Raw genomic sequence first — 3790 nt, 5'->3', positions numbered from 1 at the left:
GAGCTGACGTTGCACCGTCTGATCCTTGATCTTGCTGTAGGCGCGCAGCAGCCGGAGGCTGAAGGCGCTATCGAGGAACAGCAGGCTCTCGACTTCGCGCGCCTTGTTGTCGCCGTCGTAGAAGAAGGTGACGGGCACATCGAGCGCGGTAGCGATCTGCTGAAGCCGAGCTGCGCCAACGCGATTGACGCCCTTCTCGTATTTCTGGACCTGCTGGAAGCTGACACCGAGCTTCTCGCCGAGCTCGGCCTGCGAGATCTTCATCTCGACGCGCCGCAGACGAATCCGCTTGCCCAGCTCAATGTCCGGCTTGCCGGCACTGCGCTGCTTCATTCTTTTCGCCGCTGTCTTCATAGTTTTTCTCATCGTTCTTCGGTTGAAAATCCCCCGAAGAGCTGGGTCAGGGGTTCGCCCATATACTCGTCCTTGAATTCATGCGGATGCACGAATTCTTCCTTAAACCACGGGAATCGCGCCGGATTGAAGGCCTCGATCAGCCAGTCAATCATGTGCCGCACGCGCGGAATCCGGCCACTACCGGGATGGTAGGACAGCCAGATATCCAGCGGTCTGTTCAGCTCGACCTCCAGTGGAATCAACTTCCCGCCAAGCGCAATGGCGTAGCTCGGGAATACGCCGATTCCGGCGCCATTCGCGACAGCCCAGTAGTTGGCGCTTGAGACGTTGKTCTTCATGACCAGAAGGTCACGTTCCGAAACGCCCGGGAAGAAGCTCTCGAAGGATTCCTTGGCGGCGAGCTGGTCGGCGAATTGCAGCACCAGGCGGTGCTTGATCAATTCCACCGCGGAGCGCGGCGCGCCATGCTTTGCGATGTATTTCTCGGAAGCCCAGAACATCAGATGCATGCGGCCGAGCCGCACCAGCTTGATGTCGAGCGCGGACGGCCGCGACAGATGGATGGCGACGTCGGCCTCGTGGCGGGAGACGTCGGCCGAGCGCATCGCGCAATGCAGGTCGACCAGGATCTTCGGGTAGGCCTGCTGGAATTCGACCAGCCGCGGGGCGAGCCAGAATGTCCCGAGCCCCTCGGTGATCGCGACCCGGACCTCGCCGGACAGGGCGTTGGCCATCGAATCGCTGGCGCGCAGGACATCGAAGGTCGCCGCTTCCATCCGCTCGACGGCGGAGACGACCAGCGCGCCATCGTCGGTGAGGTGGGTGCCGTGGACGTCACGGGTGAATAGCGTGGTGCCGGTCTGGCGCTCGAAATCGTCGATTCGCCGGCGGACAGCGTTGATCGACAGCGACAGGCGTTCGGCCGCCGAGCGGAAACTGCCGCATCTGACGACTTCCAAAAATATCCGGGCCGCGTCCCAATCGGAGAGGCCGCTGAGATTTGTCTTTGGGCGTTCCTCCAGTGGAACGCCCCTTTCCGCCAAGGAGTGCATACAAGTCCCTTCTGGGCGCTAAACTGGCAGAATCTAGCGCAAACCACAACCACGACGGGTTGGGGATTGGCGAGTTTTGAACGTCATCCTTAGCGTGCTAGAGTGGTATTGGAGTGTGCCGGGGTCTGGGAATCGGGCGAGTTATCGCCTGGAAGAGGGGTACGCGTGCGTTCCGTTGCGAGCCTTGAATTGGCTGCGGGATTGCCGGGTCTGTCTGGACCGGATGGCGGCGCGCGAGATTTCGCGCAGCGTTGCGGACTAGATCATTCGCGTCTCGACAAGCATTTTGCCTTTGACTGCTTCGATCTTCGCCGCTCGCGCCGCGGAGCCACGTTGGTTGGAACCGCGGTTTCAACGCAGAAACAAACTGAAATCGTATTCGAAGGCACGGACTCCTCGTGCTATCCTCGGCTCCGTATGGGGGCCAAGGGGATCGTCACAAGCATTTCTCGCAGGCCGAATTAACGGAAAGAACGCCGGTGTCGCATTCAGACGAACAATTGCAGTCGGTGCTGGAAACGCTCGAGGAGTGCCGCAGGGTTCTCAACGAGGCCAACAGCCGTGAGTCGGCCGAGCTACTGTCCATCGTCATCCTCGACGTGCGGATGAGGCTCAAAGGAAYTGACAGTGCCGATCTCAAGGCACTGTGCGACGAAATGCTGCGGGGCGCTGCCAGCGAACCGCAGCCACCTTCCAAGCAGACGCAGGACCAGCCCCGGCGTCCGCTGCTCCGCGTGGTGAAGTAGCCGCGCCGCCCGACCTCGCGCTCGCGCGAGATTTGTGCGCGTCCCGATGCCGCATCTGTGATTGCAGACGGCATCGGGCGGAGCCTTGGTTTCCAGCGCCTCAGTTGCGCATTCCCCGGTATCGGTTACACCAGAGCCGGTTCGGCTCCGATGCGGCGTGCACTCTCGCGCGCCGCCCCGGAGCATGAGATGGCTCCGACTTCATCATGCAACATGTTTCGATCCCGGCGGCGCTGATTGCCGGCCTCGTCAGCTTCCTCTCTCCCTGCGTCCTGCCCCTGGTCCCGCCCTATCTGATCTATCTGACGGGTGCCACGATCGAGCATGTCGAGAGCGACGAGCCGGCCTCGGCCTCCAAGCGCGCGATCATGATGTCGGCGCTCCTGTTCGTGCTCGGCTTCTCCACGGTGTTCGTGGCACTCGGCGCCAGCGCCTCGCTGATCGGCGGGCTGATCCGTGCCTGGTCGGCGGAGCTGTCGATCCTGGCCGGCATCGTCATCATCGTGATGGGTCTGCACTTCCTGGGACTGACGCGGATCGGCCTGCTGATGCGCGAAGGACGGATGCCGATTCCCAAGCCCGTCGGCCTCTGGGGGGCCTACATCATGGGGCTCGCCTTCGCCTTCGGCTGGACCCCCTGCATCGGCCCGATCCTGGCTGCGATCCTCTCGATCGCGGCAGCCGAAGCCACGATGACGAGGGGCGCAGGGCTGCTTGCGGTCTATTCCGCAGGCCTCGGCATTCCCTTCCTGATCGCCGCCCTGATGATCGAGCAGTTCTCGGCGCTGTTCGCCCGCATGAAGGGCCAACTCGTCAATGTCGAGCGCGCCATGGGCGTGCTGATGGTGATCACCGGCATCGGCTTTCTCACCGGCGCGGTGTCGAATGTGAGCATCTGGTTGCTCGAGACGTTCCCGGCGTTGCAGACGATCGGCTAGAGCGGATAGCGGCTCTCTCGAGCGCTATCTGCTTCCGCCCTCTCCGACGACGACGAATGGCCCCCAGTAGGCGGGATGGGTAGCCTCAGCCGCGGTCGGGTTTTCCAGGAAGGCCAGCATGGCGGCACGCATCGCTCCAGCGCGCCCCAGCTCCGGCTTGTTCTTCAGCAGGTCAAAGGCCGTTGTCGTCAGCCGGGTCGTCGCAGCGGACTCCACCGGCCAATGCGATACCAGCAATGCCCGCGCGCCGGCATACATGAACGAACGAGCAAGCCCCGACAGGGCCTCCGCGCCAGGCTTGTCCCCAGCGATCGTGTTGCATGCCGACAGAACGACCCAATCGGCGTTCAACTTGAGTTGCGCCACCTCGCTGGATGTGAGGAGACCGTCGTCGAGATCCGACGATTCCCCGGGAATCGTGAGGGCAAGGGAAGGTTCGGCCAGACCCTTGACATCTCCGGCGACCAGGCCATGCGTGGCAAAATAGACAATCTTGAACTCCGACAGATTCAATTTCTTGACCAGCGTCTCGCTTGCCTCCTTCCGCAAGTGAATATCGCTCCGTGGAACGTTCAGAGTGCCGGCAATCGTCGTCAGCTCGTCTGCCGTATCGGCCAGGCGCGGCAGAGCCGTGGCCAGCTTTGCGCGATCGACGCCCGCGCCACTCCAGAAGGACGTGTACGGAACAGCCATCGAC

General features: G+C 62.5%; 5 protein-coding genes. 2 read left to right on the top strand and 3 right to left on the bottom strand.

What is annotated here, in order from left to right:
- On the bottom strand, nt 1–333 hold a 333-nt coding region (locus ACXJL8_RS36205), incomplete at its 3' end, for a helix-turn-helix domain-containing protein (RefSeq protein ID WP_456686552.1).
- Nucleotides 334–362: 29 nt separating this feature from the next.
- Complete coding sequence (locus tag ACXJL8_RS36200; protein ID WP_456686551.1) at nt 363–1409, bottom strand: LysR family transcriptional regulator; 1047 nt, start codon at nt 1407–1409, stop codon at nt 363–365.
- 479 nt (nt 1410–1888) lie between these two features.
- Here ACXJL8_RS36200 and ACXJL8_RS36195 point away from each other — a divergent pair, with 479 nt between their 5' ends.
- Both ACXJL8_RS36195 and ACXJL8_RS36190 read left to right on the top strand, forming a co-directional pair.
- Entirely contained in the window at nt 1889–2155 is a 267-nt protein-coding gene (locus tag ACXJL8_RS36195; RefSeq protein ID WP_456686550.1) for a hypothetical protein, read from the top strand.
- 206 nt (nt 2156–2361) lie between these two features.
- Nucleotides 2362–3093: a cytochrome c biogenesis CcdA family protein gene (locus tag ACXJL8_RS36190; protein WP_456621407.1), complete on the top strand. Its 732-nt coding sequence runs from the start codon at nt 2362–2364 to the stop codon at nt 3091–3093.
- A 24-nt stretch (nt 3094–3117) separates the two neighbouring features.
- Here the strand turns inward: ACXJL8_RS36190 and ACXJL8_RS36185 are convergent.
- Nucleotides 3118–3790: CHAT domain-containing protein (locus ACXJL8_RS36185; RefSeq protein WP_456686549.1), on the bottom strand; the 673-nt coding region annotated here is incomplete at its 5' end.

The organism is Bradyrhizobium sp. P5_C11_2 (assembly GCF_054049755.1).
This window is presented reverse-complemented; position numbering and strand designations above follow the sequence as displayed.

What these genes read in the sequence shown, in the direction of transcription:
- ACXJL8_RS36190 (WP_456621407.1), top strand. Translation starts at nt 2,362, where the DNA reads ATGCAACATGTTTCGATCCCGGCGGCGCTGATTGCCGGCCTCGTCAGC.